A 23,423-nucleotide genomic window follows, 5' to 3' on the forward strand; every position below is an offset into this window, starting at 1 on the left:
GTAGTGTGGTTGAGCGGAGTGATGGGTATCGCTCCGCTCAACCACACTACGCATGTTCCCATTCGAGAATTCCATGTCCCCACGCCCCTATAAAATCGCGCTCAACGGTTACGGCCGCATCGGTCGTTGCGTGCTGCGTGCGTTGCATGAGCGGGGCGCGGGCAGCGCGATCGAGATTGTCGCGCTCAATGATTTGGCCGATCAGGCCAGCATCGAATACCTGACTCGCTTCGACTCCACCCACGGGCGCTTTCCGGGCGTGGTGGCGGTCGACGGTGACTGTCTGCATATCAACGGCGACTGCGTGAAGGTTTTGCGCCAGAGCACGCCAGAGGCCGTCGACTGGGCCGCCCTGGACGTTGACCTAGTGCTTGAGTGTTCCGGCCAGTACACGACTCGCCAACAGGCCGAGCGCTTCTTGCACGCCGGTGCGCCACGCTTGCTGCTGTCGCAGCCGATGGCCAGCGAGGCGGATATCGACGCCACCATCGTCTACGGGGTCAATCAGCAGCAGCTGACGGGCGCCGAGTTGCTGGTGTCCAACGCCTCCTGCACCACCAACTGCGGCGTGCCGCTGCTCAAGTTGCTGAATGAGGCAATCGGCCTGGAGTATGTGTCGATCACCACCATTCACTCGGCGATGAACGACCAGCCGGTGATCGACGCCTACCACCACGAAGACCTGCGCCGTACGCGCTCGGCCTTTCAGTCGGTGATTCCGGTGTCCACTGGCCTGGCTCGGGGTATCGAGCGCCTGTTGCCGGAGTTGACCGGGCGTATCCAGGCCAAGGCCATCCGCGTGCCGACGGTGAATGTCTCGTGCCTCGACATTACCCTGCAGATGGCGCGCGACACCTCGGCTGCCGAGGTCAACCAACTGCTCCGCGCGGCGGCCGAAAGTGGCCCGCTCAAGGGCTTGCTGGCCTATACCGAATTGCCCCACGCCAGCTGTGATTTTAACCATGACCCGCACTCGGCCATCGTCGATGGCAGCCAGACCCGCGTTTCCGGCCCTCGGCTGGTGAACCTGTTGGCCTGGTTTGATAACGAGTGGGGGTTTGCCAACCGCATGCTCGACGTCGCCCAACACTGGCTCGACGTTGCCGCTGTTTCCACGACCCACCAGCCCCGACAGGACTGAAAGCCATGACCGTTTTGAAGATGATCGACCTCGACCTCGCTGGTAAGCGCGTGCTGATCCGCGAAGACCTCAACGTCCCGGTAAAAGACGGTGTGGTGAAGAGCGACGCGCGCATTCTCGCGTCCCTGCCGACCATCAAGCTGGCCCTGGAAAAAGGCGCCGCAGTGATGGTCTGCTCGCACCTGGGTCGCCCGACCGAAGGCGAGTTCAGCGCCGAGAACAGCCTGGCACCGGTGGCTGCCTACCTGAGCAAGGCCTTGGGCCGTGATGTGCCGCTGGTGGCCGACTACCTTGGCGGTGTGGACGTACAGCCAGGCCAGGTCGTGCTGTTCGAAAACGTGCGCTTCAATACCGGCGAGAAGAAAAACGCCGACGCGCTGGCCCAGCAATACGCCGCCCTGTGCGACGTGTTCGTGATGGACGCCTTCGGCACCGCCCACCGCGCCGAGGGCTCGACCCACGGCGTGGCCAAGTTCGCCAAGGTCGCTTGCGCCGGCCCGTTGCTGGCTGCCGAGCTGGACGCCTTGGGCAAGGCCCTGGGCAACCCGGCCAAGCCGATGGCCGCCATCGTTGCTGGCTCCAAGGTGTCGACCAAGCTCGACGTACTCAATAGCTTGAGCCAGATCTGCGACCAACTGATCGTTGGTGGTGGCATCGCCAACACCTTTCTGGCTGCCGCTGGCTTCCCGGTAGGCAAGTCGCTGTATGAGGCTGATCTAGTCGATACCGCCAAAGCCATCGCCGCCAAAGTCAGCGTGCCGCTGCCGGTTGACGTGGTCGTCGCTAAAGCCTTCGCCGAAGACGCTGAAGCGACCGTCAAGCTGGTGGCCGATGTGGCTGAAGACGACATGATTCTGGATATCGGCCCGCAGACTGCTGCGCAGTTCGCCGAGCTGCTGAAGTCGTCGAAGACCATTCTCTGGAACGGTCCGGTTGGCGTGTTTGAGTTTGATCAGTTCGGCAACGGCACCAAGGTGCTGGCCGAAGCCATCGCCGCCAGCCCGGCGTTCTCGATTGCCGGTGGTGGCGACACCCTGGCGGCCATCGACAAATACGGCGTAGCGGCGAATATCTCCTACATTTCCACCGGTGGTGGCGCCTTCCTCGAGTTCGTCGAGGGCAAGTTATTGCCAGCCGTGGAAGTGCTGGAACAGCGCGCCAAGGTTTGAATAGCCAGTCAGGGAGCGCGCCTCGATGCTGAAATTGATCACTCTGCTGGCGGCGCTCAGTCTGCTTGGCGCCTGCGCCAGCCAGCCGGCGCCGAGTGGGCAGTGGACGCGCTGGGTTTGCGACAGTCAGGCCGAAGTGCTCTGGCGTTTTGCCGACAGTAGCCACGAGGCCGTTGATGTACGCCTGGGTGGCGGCGATATTGTTTATCGTCTGAGCGAAGAGCCCGCGGCGTCGGGTGCGCTGTACAGCAATGGCCTGTTGTCCTTGCATACCAAGGGCGAGCAGGGCCTGGTCTACTGGACGGCCAATGACGATCTGATCGGTCGGGGCTGCAAGGCGCCGGGAAACTGATTTAACCCGCACTGGCTTTGGGCCGGTGCGCAGAATTAATGACCTCCAATGGGAGACAGGCAACATGGCACTTATCAGCATGCGTCAGATGCTCGACCACGCCGCCGAATTCGGCTACGGCGTGCCGGCTTTCAACGTCAACAACCTCGAGCAGATGCGCGCCATCATGGAAGCGGCCGACAAGACCGACTCGCCGGTGATCGTGCAGGCCTCGGCCGGTGCGCGTAAATACGCCGGTGCGCCGTTCCTGCGTCACCTGATCCTGGCTGCGATCGAAGAGTTCCCGCATATCCCGGTGTGCATGCACCAGGACCACGGCACCAGCCCTGACGTGTGCCAGCGCTCGATCCAGCTGGGCTTCAGCTCGGTGATGATGGACGGTTCGCTGAAAGCCGACGGCAAAACCCCGGCCGACTACGACTACAACGTCCGTGTAACCCGCGAAACCGTCGCGTTCTCCCACGCCTGCGGCGTGTCGGTAGAAGGCGAGCTGGGTTGCCTGGGCAGCCTGGAAACCGGTCAGGCCGGTGAAGAAGACGGCGTTGGCGCCGAAGGCATCCTTGATCACAGCCAGATGCTGACCGATCCGGAAGAAGCTGCCGACTTCGTCAAGCAAACCCAGGTGGATGCTCTGGCCATCGCCATCGGCACCAGCCATGGCGCTTACAAGTTCACCAAGCCACCGACCGGTGACATCCTCGCCATCGACCGCATCAAGGCGATCCACGCGCGCATTCCCAACACCCACCTGGTGATGCACGGCTCGTCGTCGGTACCGCAAGAGTGGCTGGCGATCATCAACCAGTACGGCGGCGACATCAAAGAAACCTACGGCGTGCCGGTTGAAGAAATCGTCGAAGGCATCAAGTATGGCGTACGTAAGGTCAACATCGACACCGACCTGCGTCTGGCGTCCACCGGCGCGATCCGTCGGATGATGGCCGAACACCCAAGCGAGTTCGACCCGCGTAAGTTCTTCGCGGCTACCGTAACCGCCATGCGCGACATCTGCATCGCCCGTTACGAAGCCTTCGGCACCGCCGGCAATGCCTCGAAGATCAAACCGATCTCCCTCGAAGGCATGTACCAGCGTTATGCCAAAGGTGAGTTGGCCGCCAAGGTCAACTAAGCCTTAGTTGCTGGACAAAAAAGCCCGCTCAGTTGAGCGGGCTTTTTGCATTCAGGGCTGGGCGCCGAGCAGCGGTTTTACAAACGCCAGGATCGCCGCTTCCACCCGTGGTGTATCGCGTGGCGACAGCACCCGGCCGGCCAGTACGTGGTGGGAGTCGTCCTGGGTGTCGGTCAGGGCCAGCAGTTGCTTGTGCGGCGAGCCGAAGCGGGCAAAGGCCTGCTCGGTGGCAGCGGGGCTGACCACCTTATCCTCCGGCGAGTAGATCACCAGCAGCGGCGCCTGGATGCTTTCCAGCGGCAGTTCGCGCACGTACTCCACCAGGCCCATCATCGGCAGCAGCGCCTGCACCGGGTAGCGGTGGTTCCAGTAGCGCGCCTGCTCGGCATTGCGGGGTTGCCACTGGTGTTCGGGGCCTAGCAGTAGCGGCACGAAGTGCTCGGCCCAGGGCCAGGTGAGCACCTGGGCGGCGGGGTCTTTAGGGGCAAAGTTGGGTGAGATCAGCGCATAGGCCAGCACCTTGTCACTGTGCGGCTGGGTGGCGAGCCAGGTGGCCAGGGTGGCGCCGGTGGAGGTGGCGACCACCAGTACCCGTTCGCCCAGGCGCTGGCCGATCTGCAGGGCTTCCTCGGTGTCGTTGAGCCAGGCATTGACGCTGGCTTCGGCCATGGCGGCGCCGCTACGGCCGTGGCCGTTGAGGCGCGGGTAATACAGGTTGGCGCCGAGTTGCTGGGCGATCTCGTCGCTCAGGGGCGCAGTCTCCTGGCGGCTGGCGGAAAAACCATGCAGGTAGACCACCGCGAGGGCGGTTTTGCGCCGGTCCGGGTGAGCCCAGACGATGGTTTTTTCTGCGCCGGGAGTGATGTCCGGGTAACGGGCCTCACTCTGCGCCAGGTAGGCATCGAGGTCGGCCGGTAACTGCGGGCTCTGCAGCTGGGTGTCGACGCTGACGCGCGGCCCGGCATAGAAGGCAGCGCTGAGGGTAATACTCAGGAGCAGGGCAAGGGACAGAGCTTTTTTCATCGTGCAGTTCTTATTGTTGATGGCTGTGGCGTGATTACGCTGCATGCTGGGGTAGATTGTTCTCGCATGCGGCAGCAGTCCTCTAGGCTGATCTTATCCGCTTTAAGGCACATCCCCCTATGTTCAAACTCTTGCAGATCGGTGCGCTGTTGGCCGGCTTGGTGTACGGCAATGCCGCTGCAGGTGCCGTGGAAAAGATCAGCCTCTATTCCCACTACACCACCGCGCCCTTTGCGGTGGAGGGTGTGCCACCGCAGTTGAGCTATACCGTGCGTCTGGCGGCATGGTTGACTGCCCAGTCGGCGGGCCGTTACCTGTTTGAAGCCCGGCAGATGCCACGTCTGCGCCTTAATCGCATTGTTGCCCAGGCCGATTGGCAGGGCGTGGTGGCCTGGGCCAACCCGCTCTGGTTTGCAGACCCTGAGCGCCAGCGATTTCTTTGGTCCAGCGCCTTGATGAGTGACCGCAATGTACTGCTCTCGCGGCAGGTGGACCACGTGCTGTTTCCTGTTCAGGAGCCGGCGCAGCCACTGCGTCTGGGCGGTATCAGCGGGCATTTTTATGCTGATCTGGAGCCTTTCATTCAACGCGGCCTGCTGCTGCGCGAAGATGCCCAGAATGACTTGAGCAACGTGCTCAAGTTGCAGCATGGGCGGGTGGATATTGTGGTGGTGCAGGCCAGTTCATTGGCGTATCTGCGCTCGCAAATGGCCGACTTCGATCAATGGGCCAGCGTCAGTCCGACGCTGCAACCCAGTTACCAGCGCTATTTGTTTACCAACACGGCTAACCCCCAACTGATGGCTTTTCTCCAGCAGGCGCTGCTGCAGTTGGCGCAGGCGCCCGAGTGGGCCGCGTTGCGGGAGGCGTCGCTGCCTTAAATGCCGGTGGATTTGCCGAGCCGCCGCACATTGCGAGGGTGGCACGGTCGATTGCACTCGGCCTGGCTGCTAGGATTGAGCGATTGGCATGATGCCGCACGTCATGCAGCGGTCTTTGCAGCAGGGAATCTATGGGTAACGCAGAGCAAGCTATGCCGCGGGCCGACGAAGCTACGCGGCGTTTTCAGGCGCGGCGCCTGCAACAGGTCTTGCGGGTGCTGTTGGTCGCCGTGTCGGTGATCGCGTTACAGAATCTGTGGGCCGGGGTCTGGCATTCCGTGGCCTTGTTGCTCGCTACCGATGGCGCCTTGTTGCTGGCCCTGCGCTACGCCCACCGCGGCCAGGTCGAGTGTGCATCGCTGCTGATGCTGTGGAGCCTGACTGTGTTGCTGACCCTGATTATCTGGGCGGGCCAGGGCTTGCGCGACAGTGGGGTGATTGGCTTTCCGGGGATTCTGGTGTTTGCCGCGATGCTCGGTAACCGCCGGCAGTTACTGACCTTGCTGGCTTTTATGCTGGTGTCCTTTGGTCTGCTGGCACTGGTCAACCTGCAGGGTTGGTACGTCAATCCACGGCCACCGGTGCGCTTGGGCACCTTTATCGACATGGCCTGCATTCTTGCCGTGATCGGCTTCAGTGCCTGGCTGATGGCCGCGGACCTGCGCGGCGCGTTGGCGCGCCTGGCGGCGGAGAACCTGCGGGTGCGTCAGTCCCAGGAGCACATTACTTTTCTCGCCCATCACGATGCCCTGACGGGCCTGCCCAACCGGGTGCTGGCGCGCGACCGCTGTGAGCAGGCCATCGTCTATGCCGCCCGTGAGCAGGGGGCTGTGGCCGTGCTGTTTCTTGATCTGGATAACTTCAAGACCATCAACGACTCCCTCGGCCATGTGGCCGGCGATGCCGTGTTACAGCAGGTGGCGCGGCGTCTGGAACAGGCGGTGGGGGGGAGCGACAGCGTGTGCCGGCAGAGCGGCGACGAGTTCCTGATCATTCTCGACCAGGCTGGCGACAGTGATGCGCTGGCGGCCACCGTCAGCCAGTTGCTGGCGGCGCTGGTGCAGCCGATTCATCTCAACGAAATGGACGTCACGGTCACCTGCTCCCTGGGTATTGCTCAGTACCCCCAGGATGGGGCGGACTTCGATACCTTGCTGAAAAATGCCGATACCGCCATGTACCGGGCCAAGGATGACGGGCGCAATGCCTTCCGCTTCTTTGATGCGCAGATGAACTCCAGCGTGGCGGAGCACCTGCAGCTGATTTCCGGTATGCGTGTGGCGCTGCAACAGAACCAGTTCGTTCTCTACTACCAGCCGCAGTTCGAACTGGCCAGCGGCCGCTTGGTCGGTGCCGAGGCCTTGCTGCGTTGGTTGCACCCGCAGCAAGGGCTGATTGCGCCGGCGACCTTTATCCCATTGGCAGAGAAGTCCGGGCTGATCATTGAGATCGGTACCTGGGTCTTGCAGGAAGCCTGTCGCCAGGCTGTGCAATGGCAGCAGGCGGGTCTGCCGCCCTTGCTGATGTCGGTCAACCTGTCGCCAGTGCAGGTGCGCCGCGCGGGAATCGAGCAGGTGGTGCTGGACGCCCTGGCGGGTTCCGGCCTGGCAGCCGAGCACCTGGAGCTTGAGCTGACCGAGTCGATGCTGATCGACGACTCCGACAGCCTCACCCAGTTGCTGGGTCGCCTGCGTGAGCGCGGCGTTGGCATCGCCATTGATGATTTTGGTACCGGCTATTCAAACCTCGGTTACCTCAAACGCTTTGCCGTCGAGCGCCTGAAGATTGATCAGTCGTTCATCCTCCACCTCAGTGAGGACGGCGATAACGAGGTGATCGTGCGTGCCATCATCCAGATGGCCCACAGCCTCAAGCTGATGACCGTGGCCGAGGGCATCGAGGATGCCGCCACCCTGGTCCGTCTTGGCGAGTTGGGCTGTGATCGTGGTCAGGGTTTTCACTGGGCACCGGCCTTGCCGGCGGCGGAGTTTCAGCGCTATGCCGAGCAGTATCAGGGTGAGCGCGCGCTGCCAGCATGATGGCGGCTGAGAAAGGCGCTGGCTTTGGGTACACTGCCGGCCTTTGCTCAACCTGTCGCACGCGCTGTGCGCTCGTCATTGGTCGTTGTACATGTCCGCTTTGAAATACCTCCAGGGCTATCCCGCGGCCTTGCTGCAGCAGGTGCAGCAACTGCTCGATGAGCAGCGTCTGGAGGCGTACCTGCAACAACGCTATCCGGCGCGCCATCAGATCCAGAGCGACAAGGCGCTGTATGCCTACACCGTGGCCCTCAAGCAGGAACACCTGCGTAACGCGCCCAACCTCGACAAGGTGCTGTTCGACAACCGTCTGGACCTCACCCACCGCGCCCTCGGCCTGCATACGACGATTTCGCGGGTGCAGGGCGGCAAGCTCAAGGCCAAGAAGGAAATCCGCGTGGCCGCCTTGTTCAAGCAGGCGGCTCCGGAGTTTCTGCAGATGATCGTGGTGCATGAGCTGGCGCACCTGAAAGAGCACGAGCACAACAAGGCCTTCTATCAGCTGTGCGAGCACATGTTGCCGGGTTATCGACAGCTGGAGTTCGATACCCGCCTGTACCTGACCTGGCGCGATTTACCGGCACCTGCGCAGCAGCCATAAGGCTGCGCTACCCTTGCTCAAGCCCACCCCAATCGGGATCTTGTTGTGAGTGAAGTCGCATCCGATTACGCCATCTATCGGCAGGTCGTCACCCAGTTGATGAGCGGCGAGGAGCAATTGCCCAGCCTGCCGACCATCACCCTCGACATCCGCCGTGCCCTCAGCGATCCGGAGGTGACTCTGGCGCAGTTGAGTCGCTTGATCAGCCGTGATCCGGCCCTTAGCGCGATCATGATGAAGTACGCCAGCAGCGCCCTGTTGCGGACCCAGCAGCCGCCGAAAAGTCTCTTGGATGTGCTGCGCGTGCTCGGTATGGCGCAGATCGACCGGCTGACCATGGCCCACAGCGTCAAGAGCCTGTTTATCCTGCACAGCCCAGCGCACAAAAAACTGTTTGTTGAAGCCTGGGAGCGGCTGGTGCGCAAGGCCAGCGTCAGCGCCTTCCTGGCCCGCTCGGTAGGGCATGTTTCACCCGATCAAGCGTTGCTGGCCAGCCTGCTTAGTGAGGTCGGTACGCTGGCGGTGCTGTCGGCGTTCAAGCAGGCTGCCCAGATTCCCAGTGCCGAGCAGTACTACAAGCTGTGCCGCGAATACAGCCGCTCCCTGGGTGTGATCGTGCTGAAGAAGTGGGCGGTGGACGAGGCCTACATCAAGGTCATCCGCCATGCCGGAGACTGGGGCTACCGCAGTTGCCCCGAGGTGGAGCTGCTGGACCTGGTCAACCTCAGCCTGTTTCACGCGATCAAGGCTGTCGGCCGCACCAGTGACTTGCCAGCGTTGGACGCCCTGGCCGCCTTTGCCAAGCTGCCGGCCCCGCTGGACAGCATCAGCGACAGCGGCGAGCTGACCCTGCTGGTCAGCCATGCTGATGACATTGATGCGATTGCCGCGACCCTGCGCTGAAGGTCGCGGGCAGCCTCACTGACTGCGCCGCCATGAACCGAAGATTGCTCGCAGACGCTGGCTGGGATTGAGGCTTTCGTCGGAGAGGGCGTCAAGCAAGTCGGCCAGGCGTTTCGATTTGATCACCGCATAGGCCGTCAACAGACCGGTGCCGACCAGCGCGCCGATAAAGAACAGCGCACGGTGCAGCAAGGGCTCTTCGGCATCGGCAAAGATATTCATGCCGAGGAAGCCCGTTGCCACCGTGCCAACCAGGCTCAGGGTGGTGACCACCGTCAGGCGCATCACCGTGGTCGACTGGCGGCGCTGGGCGTCGCTGTCGAGGTAGTCGACCATCTCGCGGATCTCGCCCTTGATCTCGGCATACAGGGTGTCGTTGCCCAGGCGCGTGCCGCACAGTCGATACACCGCTTGCAGGTGTGGAATCTCCGACAGCTCGTGGAACCAGTAACGGTGAGTGAAGCGCAGGAAGCCCTCGAAGCTCGCGCGGATGCGTCGTTTGAAACGGCGGATGGAGTCTGGTGAACGCACGTCCAGGCGCTGGATCGCATCGGCCAGCAGTTGCGAATAGAGCAGCAGGGTGGCGCGGTGGAAGTGGTTGACCAGAAACAGCAAACGGTACTGATGACGAAACTGGGCGAGGATGCCGCGCTCGGCATTCAGGAAGAACGCGGAGTTGGCGTCGCCGATCACCAACAACGCACGGCCACTGCAGAGAAAGCGGGTATTGGGCCCGGCCTGGGTGTTGCTCCAATAGCGGTCATAGCAATAGCGCGCCTCGAACTCGCGCACCTCAGGGCTGTGCACCGGCAGCGCTTCGTTGGGGTGCAAGGTCGCCACCAGGCCCAGACGCACCCAGTTTTCGGCGGTCAGCGCCCGCGGGTTGTCCAGGGCCAGGTAAGCGAGCAGCGGCATACGGTGGTATTCGATCTGGCGAAAACGCAGCACGTCGGCGGTGGTGGTCGGGTCCAGTACCAGCGGCCGCAGGAGAAAAGCCCAGTGCGAGGAAATAGTCGGTGCACGGTGCTGCACGGCAAAGTCGAGGAATTTGTCGCGCTGATCGGCGTCCGAGCTGGCCAGCACCTTGCCCTCGGCATCCAGCCATTGCACTTGCAGGGCGTTGTGCACGCCATTGCCGTCCTCGTCCCAGCCAGTGGGGTAGGCACGGCCGAAACGGTAAAGCAGGTCGTGGGCGACCTCCAGGCTCAGGTCCTGGGTGTGCAGCTCGACCTGCAGCATGGCGGCATCGACATCGTCCAGCAGGCTGAGTTCGATGCGGGCCACGCGTAACAGCAAGGCGGGCGTGCCCTCGCGCAGCACCACGCGCAAGCTGTGAATGTCGTGACGACGAAAGGCCCGCAGGGCTGCATCGCCCTCGGGATTGGCGCCCGGCAGGGCACGGCTTTCACCGTAGAGAAAGCGTTGCGCGTGGGGCAGAAAGGAGACGAATTCCTTGTAATGCCGTTCGCTGAAGCGCTGCGGGTCGCCAGCAAAGGCGCTGACCGCGGCGTGCCAGCCGCCCGCGCACAGGCGCTGGTGCAGCTCGTCGCGGGGCACCCGACCGCCGTTGGCATTGCCGGCCGGCAACAATTGCAGGGGCCAGACCAGAATCTGGCGGAACTCGCGCACCTGAGGTGGCTCGCTGATGGGCAGTGGCGAATCGATGCGCGGTGCAGTCACAGCAAGCCTCTAGGCAAAATGGTGTGCCTAGACGGTAGATGGGCCGGCGGCGGCTGGCAATCATGCCGCCGCGGAAATGCGCTTTAGCGCGGCCGCCGCAACAGCAGATTGAGCTGATCGACCACTTCGGCCCAGTCAGCATCCTTGTTCAGTTGTTCACGCAAGAATGTTGCCTGCGAAGGGCTCCAGAACGGCGCGTCGGCCAGTTCAATGGTTTCGGCCAGGGGCGAGTACTTGCTGACAAACGCTTGCAAGTCCTCGGTTTCGCTCGGCAGGCCGAGTTGTTGGAACAGGGCGTTGAGGTCGTGAGTCGGGCTTTCCATGATGCCTCCTTTGCAGTGAGGGGCGCGGCCTCAGGGTCGGAACGCAATCCTGACCCTGAGGCTGGAGTCATCAATATAGACCTGCCAGCTCGTACGCAGGCGCTTATCGGCGGCTGGACGGGTACTCAGACGAACTGCGCAGCCGCGTAGGCCGAGGCCCAGGCCCACTGGAAGTTGAAGCCGCCGAGGTGGCCGCTGACATCCAGTACTTCGCCGATGAAATACAGCCCTGGCGCCTTCTGCGACTCCATGGTTTTTGACGAGACCTCGCGGGTGTCGATGCCGCCCAGGGTCACTTCGGCGGTGCGATAGCCCTCGGTGCCGGCCGGCACCAGGGTCCAGTTGCCGAGCTGCGCGGCGATCTCGGCCAGCTCGCTCGGGGTGTATTGCTTGAGCGGCTTGGAGACGAACCACTGCTCGCAGAGCAGGCCGGCCATCTTCTTGGTGAACAGCTCGGCCAGTAGGGTCTTCAGCTCACTGTTGGGCCGCTCGGCCTGTTGCTCGGCCAGCCACTGCGGCAGGTCGAGGTGTGGCAACAGGTCGATGTGGATTGCGTCGCCGGCGTGCCAGTAGGAGGAAATCTGCAGGATCGCAGGGCCGCTGAGGCCGCGGTGGGTGAACAGGATATTTTCCTTGAAACTCTGGTCGTTGCAGCTGACCACGCAGTCCTCCACCGAGGTGCCGGACAGCTCGGTGCACAGGGTTTTCAATTGCGGGTCGGTAATACTGAAGGGCACCAGGCCGGCACGGGTTGGTAGCAGGCTGTGGCCAAATTGTTTGGCGATCTGATAGCCAAAGCCCGTGGCGCCCAGGGTCGGAATCGACAGGCCGCCGGTGGCGATCACCAGCGACTGACAATTGAAGCTCCCTGCGCTGGTCTGCAGCTGATAGCCGCCGTTTGCGGCCGCGTCGATCTGCTCGATGCGCGTGTCCAGCAGCAGGCGCACACCGGCCTCCTGGCATTCGCTGAGGAGCATCTCCAGGATGTCGCTGGCCTTGTTATCGCAGAACAGCTGGCCGAGTTTTTTCTCGTGGTAAGGCACGCCATGCTTGGCCACCAGGGCAATAAAGTCCCACTGGGTGAAGCGCGCCAGGGCCGACTTGCAGAAGTGCGGGTTGTGCGAGAGGAAGTTGCTCGGCTCGACATACAGGTTGGTGAAGTTGCAGCGCCCGCCGCCCGACATCAGGATCTTCTTACCGGCCTTGTTGGCGTGGTCCAGCAGCAGCACTTGGCGGCCCCGTGCGGCGGCGCTCAGCGCGCACATCAAACCTGCGGCGCCGGCGCCAATGATTACTACGTCCTGGCTCACGCCGATGTCCTCTGCTTGGGGTTGAATGGGGTGCGGATGAGTGCGCCGCGCCAGCTACGTGAGCAGCTAGTTGGCCGGTTGCCCGTCGAATTGGGTGCAGGTGCGCGCGCGGCCCTGTTGCTTGGCCTGGTAGAGGCGCAGGTCCGCTTGCTGCAGGAGCACTTCCAACTCTTCGCCGGCACTCTGGTAAACCCCGGCGCTGAAGCTCAGTGGCGGCGCGCCCTTGGCATAGGGTATGGCGGCACAGCGCTGGCGCAGTTGGTCGAGCTGGCTGGCCAGTTGCGCGGCGGGCTGTGGGCTGAGCAGGGCAAACTCCTCACCGCCCAGACGACCGATCAAGGTCTGGCCAAAGGCCTCCTGCAGCAAGCGGGTAAAACCCACCAGCGCCGCATCGCCGCTGGCGTGGCCGAAGTCGTCGTTGATGCGTTTGAACAGGTCGAGGTCGAGCATCGCCACGCTTAGCGGTCGCTGGCTGCGGCGAGCAACCTGCAACAGGTTGTGGCCCTGCTCGTAGAAGGCGCGACGGTTGTAGAGGTTGGTCAGGCTGTCGATTTGCGCCGCACGTTGCAGGGCGTTGAGCAGCTCGCGGCGCTCAAGGGTCGACATCACCCGGCAGGTCAGCTCTTCCGGGCAGAACGGTTTGCGCAGGAAGTCGTCGGCACCGTGCTTGATGAACTGAGCGCTGAGCGAACCCTTGCTGTCGGCCGACAGACCAAGAATGCTCAGGTCTTGGCGTTTGAGTTTCTGACGCAGCAGTTTGGTCAGCTCGAAGCCGCTGATGCCCGGCATGCTGTGGTCGGTGATGAGCAGGTCGAAGTCGGGCTGCTCCTGCAGGATGCGCAGGGCCTCTTCGCCGTCGACGGCTTCGTGGATCTGGTACAGATGGCTGCGCAGCACGTTGCGGATAAAGTGGCGAGTGGCGTGGGAGTCGTCGGCCACCAGGACCTTCACCGAGCGATTGCGCTCCAGGCGGTGCAGTAGGCGAAAGGCATAGTCGTAGGAGTACTGGCTTTCCTTGAGCACGTAATCGACCACGCCCTTGAGCAGCATTTCCTCACGCCGCTGTTCATCGTAGGAGCCCGTGAGGACGATGCACGGCAACTGGTAGTGCAGCACCAGGTCAACAATCTCGCCGTTCGGCGCGTCCGGTAGGTTGAGGTCGATAATCGCGGCGAAAAACAGCTCCGCCGAAGCTTCCAGCAACACCTGAGCTTCGTTCAAGGTGGCGCAGAACAGCGGCTGCAGGTCTGCTTGCTGGCGGAACATCTGCTCCAGAATCTTCAGCACCATAGGGCTGTCTTCGACGACGAGAATGTTGCGCACAACCGACTTCCTGTTGTTTGACCGCGAACCGTTGCAGTGCTCGGAGACTGTTTAGAGAATCCGCACGCGCAGTGAGCGGCCCTTGATTTTGCCTTGATTTAAACGCTGCAACGCCTGCTGAGCCACGCCGCGTTCGACGGCCACATAGGCCTGATAATCGAAAATGGCGATCTTGCCGACCTGGGCACCGGGAATCCCGGCATCGCCAGTGAGGGCGCCGAGGATGTCGCCTGGGCGCACCTTGTCTTTGCGCCCACCACCGATGCACAGCGTGACCATAGGCGGCAGCAGCGGCGCACCGCTTTGCGCCTTCAGGCAATCCAGTTGCTGCCAGTTCAGTGGTGCTTTCTGCAGGTCTTCGATGGCTTGGGCGCGATGGCCTTCGGCCGGGGCTACCAGGCTCAGGGCCAGGCCCTTTTCGCCCGCGCGACCGGTACGGCCGACGCGGTGAATATGGATCTCGGAGTCGCGGGCCAATTCAACGTTGATCACTGCGTCCAGGGCGTCGATGTCCAGGCCGCGGGCCGCTACGTCGGTCGCCACCAGCACGCTGCAGCTGCGGTTGGCGAACATCGCCAGCACCTGGTCGCGGTCGCGCTGTTCCAGGTCACCGTTCAGGGCCATGGCGGAAATACCGCTGGCGGTCAGGTGGTCGACCACTTCCTGACACTGCTGCTTGGTGAAGCAGAAGGCCACGCAGGACTGCGGGCGGAAATGCGCCAGCAGCTTACTCACGGCGGCCATGCGCTCTTCCGGGAGAATCTCGTAGAAGCGTTGTTCGATCTGGCTGTCAGCGTGCATGGCCTCGGCCTTGACCTGCTGCGGGTTGCGCATAAAGGCCGCCGACAGCTGCTTGATGCTGGCCGGGTAGGTGGCGGAGAACAGCAGGGTCTGACGCTTGCTTGGGGTCTGGCCGAGGATGTCGGCAATGGAGTCGTAGAAACCCATGTCGAGCATGCGATCGGCTTCGTCGAGGACCAGGGTGTTGAGACCGTCGAGTTTCAGGGTGCCCTTGCGCAGGTGCTCCTGAATCCGCCCAGGGGTGCCGACGATGATGTGGGCACCGTGCTCCAGTGAGCCGATCTGCGGGCCGAACGGCACGCCACCACACAGAGTCAGGACCTTGATGTTGTCGGCGCCACGGGCCAGGCGGCGGATTTCCTTGGCCACCTGATCGGCCAATTCACGGGTTGGGCACAGTACCAAGGCCTGGCAACCGAAGAAGCGCGGATTCAGCGGGTTGAGCAGGCCGATGCCGAAGGCGGCGGTCTTGCCGCTGCCGGTCTTGGCCTGGGCAATCAGGTCCATGCCCTTGAGAATCACCGGCAGGCTCTGTGCCTGAATCGGCGTCATCTGCGCATAACCGAGTGATTCGAGGTTAGCCAGCATGGCGGCGGACAGGGGCAGGGAGTTGAAGGCGGTGTTGGTCACGGGCAAGTCCGGCAAAAAAATGTCGGCCAGTGTAACAGGGGCCGTGCATCGATGGCCGTCGGCGCGACCGGCAGCCGGCGCAAATGGGCGCAAATCCACCAGCGAGTAACCCGCTGCCGATGTTAATCTGCCACTAGAGGCTACTTTGCTTGATTTACAGCAAGCTGGCTTGCGATCAAACGGGGGCAGCCCATAGGCTTGATCGTCTATTGTTAATGCAGTCTTTTTCCCTGTGCTCTGGTCGTTATCGTGCTGAAACGCATTGCGGTGTCTGATTTATGTTTAGGCATGTACATCAACGAATTTTGTGGTTCGTGGATGGAACATCCATTTTGGAAAGCCAGGTTTCTGCTTGAAAATGACAAGGACCTGCAGCGCATTCGCGACAGCGGCATCGATGAGCTGTGGATCGATGTCAGCAAGGGCCTAGATCTGCCCGCGGGGCTGACGGCGCAGAGTGAGGAAGAGGTCGCCGCCCAGGTCGAGGAAAGCCTCTTGGCTGTGGCCACCACGCCAGCGGTCAAGCGCGTGGATCTGGATGAGGAAGTGCAGCGCGCGCACAAATTGTGCTCTCGCTCCAAGGCTGCCGTGGTGGCCATGTTCAGCGAAGTGCGTATGGGCCAGGCCATCGATGCCGGTCAGGTGGTCGAGTTGGTGGAGGAAATCTCCGCCTCGGTGATGCGTCACCCCAATGCCCTGATCAGCCTGGCGCGGCTGAAACACTCCGATGAATACACCTACATGCACTCGGTGGCGGTTTGCGCCCTGATGATTGCCCTGGCACGCCAGCTCGGCCTGGCCGAGGAGCAGGTGCGTGAAGCCGGAATGGCTGGCCTGTTGCACGACATCGGCAAGATGATGATCCCCGATGAAATTTTAAATAAGCCCGGCAAACTCACCGACAGTGAATTCGACACCGTGCGCAGTCACCCCGAGGCGGGCGGCAGGATTCTGATGGACAGTCAGCAGGTCAGCGCGCTGGTGCTGGACGTGTGCCTGCACCACCATGAAAAAGTCGATGGCAGCGGCTACCCCCATCGTCTCAAGGGTGATCAGATCAGCCTCTTTGCCAAGATGGGCGCGGTCTGCGACGTGTATGACGCCATCACCTCGGACCGCCCTTACAAGCGCGGCTGGGACCCGGCCGAGGCGATCCGCAAGATGGCCGAGTGGTGCAAGGGCCACTTCGATGAGGCGGTGTTCAAGGCCTTCGTCAAATCGGTGGGTATTTACCCGACAGGTTCGCTGGTGCGCCTGGAAAGCGGCCGCCTTGGCGTGGTGATGGACCAGCACGCCACGTCGCTGCTGACCCCGCGGGTAAAGGTATTCTTTTCGGCCAAGTCCAAGGCGCCGATTCCGCAGCAGATCATCGATCTGGCCAAGTTGGTCGGTCGCGAGAAGATCGTCGGCCGCGAATCCCAGGAAGACTGGAACTTTCCACATCTGGAAGAGCTGTGGTCGGAGTTGCCGGCGCGCAAAGGCTCGTATTTCGATTGAGGGCCCGACCGCTGTGGCGGTTGCTGTGCTCGTTCTTGTTCACTTGGGTTGGCGGTCAGTGTGTTAAAGCGAATTCCTGTAGCGGATGCTTGTGTCGGAATGTTTGTTCAGGAGCTGTGCGGCTCCTGGATGGATCACCCGTTCTGGAAAACCCGCTTTCTGCTCGACAGTGAAAAGGATGTGCAGCGTCTGCAGGCCAGCGCGATTCGCGAGGTGTGGATCGACACCGAAAAAGGCCTGGACGTGCTCGGTGGTGAGAGCGCCATTGAGGTGGCAGCCAGTACCGAAGCGCGTCTGCTGGCCGCTGAGCGTGAGCCGGCCGCCAAACCGCAGACCGACCTGGGCGACGAGATGGGCCGAGCGCTAAAACTCTGCGCGCGCAGCAAGGAACGCCTGGCCAGCCTGTTTGCCGAGGTGCGCAGTGGCGCACCGCTGGATGGCCCGCAGCTGGAGGTCCAGGTCGAAGACATCGGCGAGTCCTTGAGCCGCCATCCCCATGCCTTGATCAGCCTGGCACGCTTGCGCGCCGCCAGTGATTACCATTACCTGCACGCCCTGGCTGTGTCGGCGTTGATGATCGCTCTGGCGCGGCAGATGGGCCTGAGTGAGGCGCTGGTGCAGGAAGCTGGGGTGGCCGGCCTGCTGCATGACATCGGCGAGGCATTGATGCCTGCTGAGCTGCTTAACAGTCCGGGCAAACTCAGTCGCATCGATACCACCTTGCTGCGCGATCATCCGGCCCTGGGCGCGGAAACCCTGACCAAACAGGGCTTCAGTGCGGCGCTGGTCGATGTCTGCCTGCATCACCATGAAAAACCCGACGGCAGCGGCTATCCGCACCGCTTACAAAGCGAGCAGATTGGCCTGCTGGCGAAGATGTGTGCGATCTGCGATGTCTACGACGCCCTGACCTCCGACCGCCCGTATCAGAAGGGCCTGGACCCGGCGGAGGCGATGCGCAAGATGGCTGAATGGTGCCCGGCGCAGTTCGATGACGGCATCTTTCGCGCCTTCGTCAAAGCCCTTGGCATTTACCCCACCGGTTCGTTGGTGCGTTTGGAAAGCGGGCGCCTGGGTGTGGTGTTGGAGCAGCATCCGCAGTCGTTGCTGACGCCCAAGGTCAAGGTGTTCTTCTCGGCCCGGTCCAAGGCGCCGATCCCCCAGGAGGTGCTCGACCTGAGCAAACTGGTGGGGCGCGAACGAATAATTGGCCGTGAGGCAGAAGAGGAATGGGGCTTTCGCAACCTAGAAGAACTCTGGTCGGGTGAGCGCAAAGGGCGTAATACCCTGTTTGGCTGAGCACTTTTAGCGGCAATGCTTGTCTATCGCTGCGTTGGTAACCTTGTTCCCGAACACTGGAGTTCCGCATGAAAGCTGTTGTGCTGCTGTCTGCCTTGTTGTCCCTGCCGGTATTGGCCGCCGAGCCAAGCCTTTACGGGCGTTACGAGTACCTGCAGCTGGCGGAGCTGGGTAAAACCCTCAAGGCCAAGATGGACACCGGCGCCTATACCGCCTCGCTGTCTGCCCGCGATATTGAGCGCTTCAAGCGTGAGGGCGAGGAGTGGGTGCGGTTTCGCCTGGCCGCTGCCGGCGCCGATGACACCCTTTACGAGCACCGTCTGGCGCGTATCAGCAAGATCAAGAATCGCGCTGATGAAGGCGACGACGACCCGGCTGCGGCCGATGTGTCCAAGCGCCCGGTAATCGATCTGCAGCTGTGTCTGGGCCATGAACTGCGCACCGTTGAGGTCAACCTCGCCGACCGCAGCAGTTTCAACTATCCGCTGCTGATCGGCGCCAAGGCCCTGCGTGAGTTCAACGCCGCGATCGACCCGGCCAAGCGCTTTACCGCCGGTAAGCCGGCCTGCTGACGGTTGACCCTGGCGGTGGCTTTGGGCACCGTGCCTTTCTTGTTTGCCGCCGGGTTGCCTGCTGATGCCCCAGATCCTGATTGTTGAAGACGAAGCGGCAATCGCCGACACCCTGATCTTTGCCCTGCAAAGCGAGGGCTTCAGCACCCATTGGCTGACCCTGGCGGGTGCCGCCCTGGCTTATCAGCAGGCCACCCCGGCGGACCTGTGGATTCTCGATGTCGGTCTGCCCGACCTCAGCGGCTTCGAGGCGTGCAAGCAGCTGCGCCGTTTCAGCGAGGTGCCGGTGCTGTTTCTCACCGCGCGCAATGCCGAGATCGATCGGGTAGTGGGCCTGGAAATCGGCGCCGACGATTATGTGACCAAGCCCTTCAGCCCACGGGAAGTGGCGGCGCGGGTCAAGGCCATCCTCAAACGCATGCAGCCGCGCGCGCCGCTGGATGAGGCCGCGCCCGGTCCATTTCACCTAGATGCCGAGCGCGTGCAAATCCACTACCACCAGCAGTTGCTGGTGCTCACCCGTCACGAGTTTCGCCTGTTGCAGACCCTGCTGAGTCAGCCTGAGCGGGTGTTCAGTCGCGAGCAGTTGCTGGAGGCCAGCGGGGTACCCAGTGATGCGGGCTACGAGCGCAATGTCGACAGCCATATCAAGAGCCTGCGGGCCAAGCTGCGCCTGATTGCCGCTGCGGCTGAACCGATTCAGACCCACCGCGGCCTGGGTTACAGCTACTCGCCGAGTCACGCCTGATGCCCTTGGGAATTCGCATCTTCCTGGTCTACTTCCTCTTCGTCGGCCTGGCCGGCTGGTTTGTCCTGAGCACGGTGATGGACGAAATCCGCCCTGGCGTGCGCCAGTCCACCGAAGAAACCCTGGTGGACACTGCCAACCTGCTGGCCGAGTTGCTGAGTGCCGACCTACGCGCCGGGCGCCTGCAACAGAGCAGTTGGCAGAGCCTGTTTCAGGCCTACGGCCAGCGCCAGCCGCAGGCGCAGATCGGCGAGGTGAGCAAACTCGCGGTCAATCACCGCATCTATGCCACCGATGCCACCGGCAAGGTGTTGTTGGACTCCAGCGGCCGGGCCGTGGGCGAGGATTATTCGCGCTGGAACGATGTCTACCTGACCCTGCGTGGCGAGTACGGCGCCCGTTCCAGTCGTGAGGTGGCGGACGACCCTGAGTCGTCGGTGATGTACGTGGCCGCGCCGATCAAGGATCAGGGGCGGATTATCGGCGTGGTTTCGGTGAGCAAGCCGAGTCGCACCTTGCAGCCCTATATCGAGCGTTCTCAGCAGCGTCTGGCCAGTTTCGGCGCCGGCTTGATTGCCCTCGGCCTGCTGATCGGCGGTGTGTTGTCGTGGTGGTTGAGCGCAGCGCTACGGCGCCTTACGGCCTACGCCCGCGCCGTGTCGGCTGGCGAGCGGGTCAGTCCTCCGGCCCTGCGCGGCGGTGAGCTGGGGCAACTGGCCACAGCGCTGGAGCAGATGCGCCGCGAGTTGGAGGGTAAGGCCTACGTCGAGCGCTATGTACACACCCTGACCCATGAGTTGAAAAGCCCGCTGGCGGCCATCCGTGGCGCCGCTGAGCTGCTCGATGGCGAGATGCCGGAGGGCCAGCGCCAGCGCTTTGTCAGCAATATCCAGAACGAAAGCGCACGCCTGCAGCAGTTGATTGAACGCCTGCTGCACCTGGCCCAGGTGGAGCAGCGCCAGGGCCTGGAGGAGCGCGTGGCGATACCGCTGCATGATGTGCTGGATGAACTCAGCCAGGCCCAGGCCGCGCGCATCCAAGGTGCCGGCGTGCAGGTGGAGAATCAGGTGGCCGTAGGGCTGCAGTTGCTGGGTGAGCGCTTTCTGTTGCGCCAGGCGTTGAGCAACCTGCTCGACAATGCCCTCGACTTCACCTCGCCGGGCGGCGTGCTGCGCTGGTCAGCCGAGGTTGACTGTGAGCAGCTACAGTTATGCCTGTTCAATACCGGCGAGGCGATACCGGATTACGCCCTGTTACGGCTCACTGAGCGTTTCTATTCTTTGCCGCGCCCTAAAACAGGGCGCAAGAGTACCGGCCTTGGTCTTAATTTCGTGCAGGAGGTGGTCCACCTGCACGGTGGTGCCCTGCAGGTGGGCAATGTGCCCGGTGGTGTCGAAGTGCGTGTGCGCTTGCCGGCGGTCTGTTGAGGGTCGAGCGGTCAGTGCGCCGCAGCGGCTTTTTAAGCGTTGCTGGTCGCACTCTGACATACCTGTGCGTTGAAATTGCGCCACGCGCGGGGTAAAGATGAAGACGATTACTGCAATAAACCCGCAGGCATGGAGTCGCGGCGGTTGGCAAACATCCTGCAAGTCATAAAGTGCTGTTATAAAAAATAAAAAGCCATGGAGCTGCTGCATGAAGACTGTTGCCGAAATCCTTAAAGTCAGAGTTCACTCCAGCATCATCAGTGTTACCCCTGCCACCACGGTTCTGGAAGCCGTGACCTTGATGTCCGACACCGATATCAGCGCCCTGATGGTGCTGGACGGTGAGGCTGTTGCCGGCATCATCACCGAGCGCGACTTTGTCCGCCGGGTGGCGCGCATGGAGCGTTCGTCCTACGCCACCACCGTGGGTGATGTGATGACATCTAACCTGATCACCGTCGGCCCGCTGGACCGTTCGCGCTTCTGCATGCAACTGATGATCGAAAAAAACCTGCGTCACCTGCCAGTGCTGGAAGACGGCAAGCTGGTCGGCCTGTTGTCGATTCGCGACCTGGTCAAGGACGTGATCGCCGAACAAGACGGCCTGATCAATCACCTTGAGCAGTACATCCGCGGCGAATAAGCCCGCCGCGGCAATCGCCACAAAGCCTCCACACAGTCTCCATCGTTGCACCACGGCCGCTCCACACTCGCGCTTCAGACTCTCCCTATCGGCCACCAGGCCAACCACAGGGAGAGACACGATGAACCGCAATCTGGCGATCAAGCTGGGCGTGATTGGCGTACTGATCATGCTGTTGATGATTCCCTTGCTGCTGATCGGCGGCATGGTCAGCGACCGGCAGGCGCTGCGCGATGGCGTACTGGCCGATATCGCCCGCAGCTCCAGCGCCGCCCAGGCGCTGACCGGTCCGCTGCTGGTGGTGCCGTACCGCAAGACCGTCCGCGAATGGAAAACCCACGAAAAAACCGCCGAGCGCTACCTCGAAGAGCGTGAGTACCGCGGCCGCCTGTATTTCCTCCCGGAGCGCTTCGAACTCAATGGCCATATCGCCACCGAGCAGCGCAGCCGTGGCATCTACCAGGCGCGCCTGTACCACAGCGATAACCAAATCAGCGGCCACTTCCAGCTGCCGGCGCAGTACGGCATCAGCGAAGACTATGGTGACTACCGCTTTGAACCGGCCTTCCTCAGCGTCGGCATCAGCGACATCCGGGGTATCGAGAACGACCTCAAGCTGCGTTTCAATGGCAGCGAGTTGGCCTTTGCCGCCGGCAGTGCTGATCGCCTGCTCAGCAGTGGCGTGCATGCGCCCTTGCCGGCGCTGGACAGCGTCAATGGCCAGCGTCTGGACTTTGCCTTCGACCTCAAGCTGCAGGGCACGGCGCAACTGTCGGTTACCCCGCTGGGCCGCGAAACCCTGGTGCAACTGAGCTCCGACTGGCCGCACCCGAGCTTTATTGGCGAGTTCCTGCCGGTGACCCGCGAGGTCAGCGCCAGCGGTTTCAGTGCGCGCTGGCAGACCAGCTTTTTTGCCACCAACTTTGCCGAGGCCCTGGATGACTGCGTCAGCCGTGATGAGTGTCACGCCTTCAACAGCCGCGAGTTTGGCGTCAGCTTTGTCGACCCGGTGGACCAGTACCTGAAGACCGACCGGGCGATCAAATACGCCTTGCTGTTTATCGCTCTGACCTTTGCCGGCTTCTTCCTCTTTGAGGTGCTCAAGCGTCTGGCCGTGCACCCGGTGCAATACGGCCTGGTGGGCTTGGCGTTGGCCCTGTTCTACCTGTTGTTGCTGTCGTTGTCCGAGCACCTGCCGTTTGCTACGGCCTACGGAGTGGCCGCCAGCGTTTGCGTGGCGCTGCTCGGCGTGTACCTGGCTGGCGTGCTGCACAGCGCACTGCGTGGCGGGGTCTTCGCCGGCAGTTTGGCTGCTCTGTATGCCTTGCTCTACGGCCTGCTGAGTGCCGAGGACTACGCCTTGCTGATGGGCTCGCTGCTGGTCTTCGGCCTGCTGGCTGGGGTGATGCTGCTGACCCGCAAACTCGACTGGTATGCCCTGGGCAAGCCGGCCTAATCATTTGATTGCTGGCGCTCGGCGCAGGCCGATCGCCAGCCTGGAGAACCCCCATGCTGACGTTGATTCGACTGAGCGCCTGCTACGTGCTGGCGCTGGTGTTAACCCTGATGCTGCTCGGTGTCCTGATGTTTACCCAGCAGTTTGCCGTGATTGACGGCTGGTTGCTGAGCGGCCAGCCGCTGACGCAGTTGTTGCTGCTGTTGCCCGCGCCCTTCTGGCAGGCCCTCACCGGCGTGGCCGAGGCGGCTACCCATCCGGCGCTGCGCTCATTTCTGCAGTTCAGCCTGGCGTTGGCGCAGTTTGCCCTGTTGCCGGCGGCCGTCTGCTACCGCCTGTGGTATCGGCCATGAGCGGGCATCTCGGCTTGCGCGAGGATGCCCGCCTTGGCGCGCAACTGGCGGCCCAGATCGCCGGTTTATTCCTGGCGGCCCAGCGCCCGCCAGGCCCCGCTTCAGGGCCGGTTATGCCAACGC

Annotated in this window: 22 protein-coding genes; 16 read left to right on the top strand and 6 right to left on the bottom strand. The window is 62.5% G+C overall.

Annotated elements, in window-relative coordinates:
* Positions 1-73 precede the first annotated feature (73 nt).
* The 4 genes from epd (at position 74) to fba (ending at position 3,791) form a co-directional block, all read left to right on the top strand.
* Complete coding sequence (gene epd / locus AC56DI_RS16325) at positions 74-1,141, top strand: erythrose-4-phosphate dehydrogenase (protein ID WP_496347083.1); 1,068 nt, start codon at positions 74-76, stop codon at positions 1,139-1,141.
* Between the two features lie 5 nt (positions 1,142-1,146).
* A complete protein-coding gene (locus AC56DI_RS16330) occupies positions 1,147-2,310 on the top strand; it encodes a phosphoglycerate kinase (RefSeq protein WP_496347084.1) in 1,164 nt (387 codons plus the stop codon).
* Positions 2,311-2,335: 25 nt separating this feature from the next.
* Positions 2,336-2,662 carry an MliC family protein gene (locus AC56DI_RS16335; RefSeq protein ID WP_496347085.1) on the top strand — a complete coding sequence of 109 codons (327 nt, stop codon included), beginning with the start codon at positions 2,336-2,338 and terminating at the stop codon, positions 2,660-2,662.
* 64 nt (positions 2,663-2,726) lie between these two features.
* On the top strand, positions 2,727-3,791 hold the full coding sequence (gene fba / locus AC56DI_RS16340) for a class II fructose-bisphosphate aldolase (RefSeq protein ID WP_324520339.1): 1,065 nt from the start codon (positions 2,727-2,729) through the stop codon (positions 3,789-3,791).
* A 51-nt stretch (positions 3,792-3,842) separates the two neighbouring features.
* Here fba and AC56DI_RS16345 read toward each other — a convergent pair whose 3' ends face one another.
* Positions 3,843-4,814 (bottom strand): alpha/beta hydrolase, encoded by a 972-nt coding sequence (locus AC56DI_RS16345; RefSeq protein WP_496347086.1) that lies wholly within the window; start codon positions 4,812-4,814, stop codon positions 3,843-3,845.
* A 119-nt stretch (positions 4,815-4,933) separates the two neighbouring features.
* Here AC56DI_RS16345 and AC56DI_RS16350 point away from each other — a divergent pair, with 119 nt between their 5' ends.
* The 4 genes from AC56DI_RS16350 (at position 4,934) to AC56DI_RS16365 (ending at position 9,238) form a co-directional block, all read left to right on the top strand.
* On the top strand, positions 4,934-5,695 hold the full coding sequence (locus AC56DI_RS16350; protein ID WP_496347087.1) for a transporter substrate-binding domain-containing protein: 762 nt from the start codon (positions 4,934-4,936) through the stop codon (positions 5,693-5,695).
* 152 nt (positions 5,696-5,847) lie between these two features.
* Positions 5,848-7,734 carry a putative bifunctional diguanylate cyclase/phosphodiesterase gene (locus AC56DI_RS16355; protein ID WP_496347088.1) on the top strand — a complete coding sequence of 629 codons (1,887 nt, stop codon included), beginning with the start codon at positions 5,848-5,850 and terminating at the stop codon, positions 7,732-7,734.
* 91 nt (positions 7,735-7,825) lie between these two features.
* Positions 7,826-8,335, top strand: a complete 510-nt coding sequence (locus AC56DI_RS16360; RefSeq protein ID WP_496347089.1) for a M48 metallopeptidase family protein — start codon at positions 7,826-7,828, stop codon at positions 8,333-8,335.
* A gap of 45 nt (positions 8,336-8,380) precedes the next feature.
* A complete protein-coding gene (locus tag AC56DI_RS16365) occupies positions 8,381-9,238 on the top strand; it encodes an HDOD domain-containing protein (RefSeq protein ID WP_496347090.1) in 858 nt (285 codons plus the stop codon).
* Positions 9,239-9,253: 15 nt separating this feature from the next.
* Here the strand turns inward: AC56DI_RS16365 and AC56DI_RS16370 are convergent, their stop codons facing one another.
* The 5 genes from AC56DI_RS16370 to dbpA form a co-directional block, all read right to left on the bottom strand.
* On the bottom strand, positions 9,254-10,918 hold the full coding sequence (locus AC56DI_RS16370; protein WP_496347091.1) for a hypothetical protein: 1,665 nt from the start codon (positions 10,916-10,918) through the stop codon (positions 9,254-9,256).
* Positions 10,919-11,001: 83 nt separating this feature from the next.
* On the bottom strand, positions 11,002-11,241 hold the full coding sequence (locus AC56DI_RS16375) for a DUF2789 domain-containing protein (RefSeq protein ID WP_496347092.1): 240 nt from the start codon (positions 11,239-11,241) through the stop codon (positions 11,002-11,004).
* 125 nt (positions 11,242-11,366) lie between these two features.
* Positions 11,367-12,551 (bottom strand): BaiN/RdsA family NAD(P)/FAD-dependent oxidoreductase, encoded by a 1,185-nt coding sequence (locus AC56DI_RS16380; protein WP_496347093.1) that lies wholly within the window; start codon positions 12,549-12,551, stop codon positions 11,367-11,369.
* Between the two features lie 66 nt (positions 12,552-12,617).
* Positions 12,618-13,874, bottom strand: a complete 1,257-nt coding sequence (locus tag AC56DI_RS16385; protein WP_496347094.1) for a diguanylate cyclase — start codon at positions 13,872-13,874, stop codon at positions 12,618-12,620.
* 51 nt (positions 13,875-13,925) lie between these two features.
* Positions 13,926-15,305: an ATP-dependent RNA helicase DbpA gene (gene dbpA / locus AC56DI_RS16390; protein ID WP_422587241.1), complete on the bottom strand. Its 1,380-nt coding sequence runs from the start codon at positions 15,303-15,305 to the stop codon at positions 13,926-13,928.
* Between the two features lie 249 nt (positions 15,306-15,554).
* Between dbpA and AC56DI_RS16395 the strand changes: the two genes are divergently transcribed.
* The 8 genes from AC56DI_RS16395 (at position 15,555) to AC56DI_RS16430 (ending at position 23,300) form a co-directional block, all read left to right on the top strand.
* Complete coding sequence (locus AC56DI_RS16395) at positions 15,555-16,802, top strand: cyclic di-GMP phosphodiesterase (protein ID WP_496347095.1); 1,248 nt, start codon at positions 15,555-15,557, stop codon at positions 16,800-16,802.
* 60 nt (positions 16,803-16,862) lie between these two features.
* Positions 16,863-18,101: an HD-GYP domain-containing protein gene (locus AC56DI_RS16400; protein WP_496347096.1), complete on the top strand. Its 1,239-nt coding sequence runs from the start codon at positions 16,863-16,865 to the stop codon at positions 18,099-18,101.
* 68 nt (positions 18,102-18,169) lie between these two features.
* On the top strand, positions 18,170-18,673 hold the full coding sequence (rloA2, locus tag AC56DI_RS16405; protein WP_496347097.1) for a retropepsin-like aspartic peptidase RloA2: 504 nt from the start codon (positions 18,170-18,172) through the stop codon (positions 18,671-18,673).
* Between the two features lie 64 nt (positions 18,674-18,737).
* Positions 18,738-19,421, top strand: coding sequence for a two-component system response regulator CreB (gene creB / locus AC56DI_RS16410; protein WP_496347098.1), 684 nt, complete (start codon positions 18,738-18,740; stop codon positions 19,419-19,421).
* Positions 19,421-20,848, top strand: a complete 1,428-nt coding sequence (gene creC / locus AC56DI_RS16415) for a two-component system sensor histidine kinase CreC (RefSeq protein ID WP_496347099.1) — start codon at positions 19,421-19,423, stop codon at positions 20,846-20,848. Before creB ends, creC begins: the two co-directional genes overlap by 1 nt.
* A 208-nt stretch (positions 20,849-21,056) precedes the next feature.
* Positions 21,057-21,491, top strand: coding sequence for a CBS domain-containing protein (locus AC56DI_RS16420; RefSeq protein ID WP_496347100.1), 435 nt, complete (start codon positions 21,057-21,059; stop codon positions 21,489-21,491).
* 121 nt (positions 21,492-21,612) lie between these two features.
* Positions 21,613-22,947, top strand: a complete 1,335-nt coding sequence (creD, locus tag AC56DI_RS16425; RefSeq protein ID WP_496347101.1) for a cell envelope integrity protein CreD — start codon at positions 21,613-21,615, stop codon at positions 22,945-22,947.
* Positions 22,948-23,000: 53 nt separating this feature from the next.
* Positions 23,001-23,300: a hypothetical protein gene (locus AC56DI_RS16430; protein WP_496347102.1), complete on the top strand. Its 300-nt coding sequence runs from the start codon at positions 23,001-23,003 to the stop codon at positions 23,298-23,300.
* Positions 23,301-23,423: the final 123 nt, after the last annotated feature.

The sequence above is a fragment of the Pseudomonas sp. BGA-UO-ETr-WB11 genome (assembly GCF_059567785.1).

Excerpts from the sequence above, each read along its gene's own strand:
- epd (WP_496347083.1), top strand. The coding sequence starts at position 74 with ATGTCCCCACGCCCCTATAAAATCGCGCTCAACGGTTACGGCCGCATC.
- AC56DI_RS16330 (WP_496347084.1), top strand. The coding sequence starts at position 1,147 with ATGACCGTTTTGAAGATGATCGACCTCGACCTCGCTGGTAAGCGCGTG.
- AC56DI_RS16335 (WP_496347085.1), top strand. The coding sequence starts at position 2,336 with ATGCTGAAATTGATCACTCTGCTGGCGGCGCTCAGTCTGCTTGGCGCC.
- fba (WP_324520339.1), top strand. The coding sequence starts at position 2,727 with ATGGCACTTATCAGCATGCGTCAGATGCTCGACCACGCCGCCGAATTC.
- AC56DI_RS16345 (WP_496347086.1), bottom strand. The coding sequence starts at position 4,814 with ATGAAAAAAGCTCTGTCCCTTGCCCTGCTCCTGAGTATTACCCTCAGC.
- AC56DI_RS16350 (WP_496347087.1), top strand. The coding sequence starts at position 4,934 with ATGTTCAAACTCTTGCAGATCGGTGCGCTGTTGGCCGGCTTGGTGTAC.
- AC56DI_RS16355 (WP_496347088.1), top strand. The coding sequence starts at position 5,848 with ATGCCGCGGGCCGACGAAGCTACGCGGCGTTTTCAGGCGCGGCGCCTG.
- AC56DI_RS16360 (WP_496347089.1), top strand. The coding sequence starts at position 7,826 with ATGTCCGCTTTGAAATACCTCCAGGGCTATCCCGCGGCCTTGCTGCAG.
- AC56DI_RS16375 (WP_496347092.1), bottom strand. The coding sequence starts at position 11,241 with ATGGAAAGCCCGACTCACGACCTCAACGCCCTGTTCCAACAACTCGGC.
- rloA2 (WP_496347097.1), top strand. The coding sequence starts at position 18,170 with ATGAAAGCTGTTGTGCTGCTGTCTGCCTTGTTGTCCCTGCCGGTATTG.
- creB (WP_496347098.1), top strand. The coding sequence starts at position 18,738 with ATGCCCCAGATCCTGATTGTTGAAGACGAAGCGGCAATCGCCGACACC.
- creC (WP_496347099.1), top strand. The coding sequence starts at position 19,421 with ATGCCCTTGGGAATTCGCATCTTCCTGGTCTACTTCCTCTTCGTCGGC.
- AC56DI_RS16420 (WP_496347100.1), top strand. The coding sequence starts at position 21,057 with ATGAAGACTGTTGCCGAAATCCTTAAAGTCAGAGTTCACTCCAGCATC.
- creD (WP_496347101.1), top strand. The coding sequence starts at position 21,613 with ATGAACCGCAATCTGGCGATCAAGCTGGGCGTGATTGGCGTACTGATC.
- AC56DI_RS16430 (WP_496347102.1), top strand. The coding sequence starts at position 23,001 with ATGCTGACGTTGATTCGACTGAGCGCCTGCTACGTGCTGGCGCTGGTG.